The 2,245-nt window shown below is 63.1% G+C and carries 1 pseudogene; it reads left to right on the plus strand.

Annotation, left to right across the window (positions count from 1 at the left end):
* Positions 1-2,245: pseudogene (locus FW764_RS28005) on the plus strand (hemagglutinin repeat-containing protein); the annotation flags it as partial.

The raw sequence follows: 2,245 nt of genomic DNA on the forward strand, positions 1-2,245 counted from the left end.
CACTCAAGTCGACAACCAAAACCAAGGCCGCATCCTCAGCGCAGGTAGCCTCGCACTAACTGCCGATCAACTGCTCAACAGCCAAGGTGGCCTCGTCACCAGCACCGGCAACCTCACGGCGGGCATCGGGCAACTGGTCAACCGCAGTGGCGAATTGTCGAGCCAGGCGCAGGTCACGCTGCAACTGGCGGCGCTGGACAATGTTGCGGGCCTGGTATCGGCCGCGCAGTCGTTGAGCCTCAACACCACAGGCCGGATCAACAATCAGAGCGGTCGGATCACGGCGCGTCAAGCCGCGCAGGTCAACGCCGGGGCGCTGGATAACAGCGCCGGTGGCCGGATCTCTAGCAGCACGGGCCTGGCCCTGGACCTGCACCAAGGTCGTCTGGATAACCGCAGCGGTGTGCTCAACACCAGCGGCCAACTGACCCTGAATAACCTCAACGAGGTGGATAATCGCCAAGGCGAAATCTCCAGCACGCAGGCCTTCACCCTGGCTGCCAACCGCCTCGACAACGGCGCCGGCAAGGTGCTCAGCGAGCAAGGCTTGACGCTGCGCATCGCCCGCGCCCTGGATAACACCCAGGGGCTGGTTTCGGCCAAAACCCTGGATGTTCAGGCCGCCACCCTGGGTAACCAGGGCGGTACGGTCAGTGCCGGTGATGCGTTGGTGCTGCAGGTAGAAGGGGCATTGGATAACGGCAGCGGAAAGCTGCTGGCGCGTGATTCCTCGGTGGCCGTCGGTTCACTGGACAATCGCTTGGGCCTGCTTCAGGGCGACACGCGACTGAACCTCGCCAGCCGCGATGCCATCGACAACCGCCAAGGCACGCTGTTTGCCGGTTCGACGTTGGACATCAACGCGGGCAGTCTGAACAACAGCGCCGGCAAGCTCAGCAGTGATGAACACCTTAAGGCGCGTATCGCCGGGCAACTGCTGAACGTGACCGGCCTGTTCAGCGCGAACAACGTGCAGGTGACGGCAGGCAGCATCGACAACAGCGCCAAGGGCAGCCTGACGGGCAAGCAGCAACTGAGCCTGTCGGTCATCGACGGTTTGAATAACACCCAAGGCAGCCTTTACAGCCAGGCATTGGTGAGCCTGGACCTCAACCGCAGCCACCTGAACAACCAAGGCGGTTTGATCCACGCCCCGGGCGCGTTGTTGCTGAACAACCTCGCCGGCGTCAACAACCAGGGCGGGGAAATCTCCAGCACCCAGGCGCTGGGCGTTACCGCCGACAGCCTCGATAACCGCGCCGGCCAGTTGCTCAGTGAACAAGGGCTGATCGTGCGTATCGCCCAGGCGCTGGACAATACCAAGGGCTTGATCAACGCCCGTGCACTGGACGTGTCCGCCGACCGCCTGGTGAATGCCCAAGGTGCACTCAAGGCCCGCGACGCACTGGTCGCTCAGGTCGGCACGACACTCGACAACCAGCAGGGCGAAATCCTCGGCGCGGACCTGCGCTTGAGCAGTACCGCGCTGGACAACCGCAACGGCCTTATCCAGAGCGACAAGCAGCTCACGCTCAACAACGCCGACGCGCTGACCAACCGCAACGGGCGTGTGATCAGCGGCCAGGCCTTGGACCTGACCACCGCCAGCCTGGACAACCGTGCCGGAGAAGTGTCCAGCGTCGGTGACTTGAGCGTTACCGGGACTGATTTCGACAACAGCGATGGCGGCCGCCTGTTGGCCAACGGCACTCTGCAACTGACCCTGGCGCGCCTGAATAACCAGCTCAAGGGCGTCATTTCCGGGCAACAGTCGGTGGATATCAATGCGGGGGATTTTGACAACAGCAACCAGGGCAGTGTGTATGCCAAAGGTAACCTGAGTGCGGTTCTCACTGGTCAGTTGAGCAACCAGCAAGGCGTAATCCGCAGCGACGCGAACCTGATCCAGCAGTCTGCCAGTCTCAATAACGACGGCGGCCGCCTGAGCAGCGGCGCGGCGCAGCAATTGACCACCCGCGGCGCCATCAGCAACCGCAACGGCGAATTGCTCAGTGCCATGGCGCTGACCCTCAACAGCGCTAGCCTCGATAACCGTGGCGGCAAGCTGATCGGCGACGGCGCCGTGCGCGTCACCACCGCCAGCTTGAACAACCAGAACAGCGGGCGCCTCTTCAGTGTCGAGCGCCTGGACCTGACGGCGGGGCAGGTGGATAACCGCTTTGACGGCCAGATCGCCAGCAACCAAGCCCTTAGCGCCAGCATCACCGGCCTTGACCAGCGCAGC

Source organism: Pseudomonas sp. 1152_12, assembly GCF_052850675.1.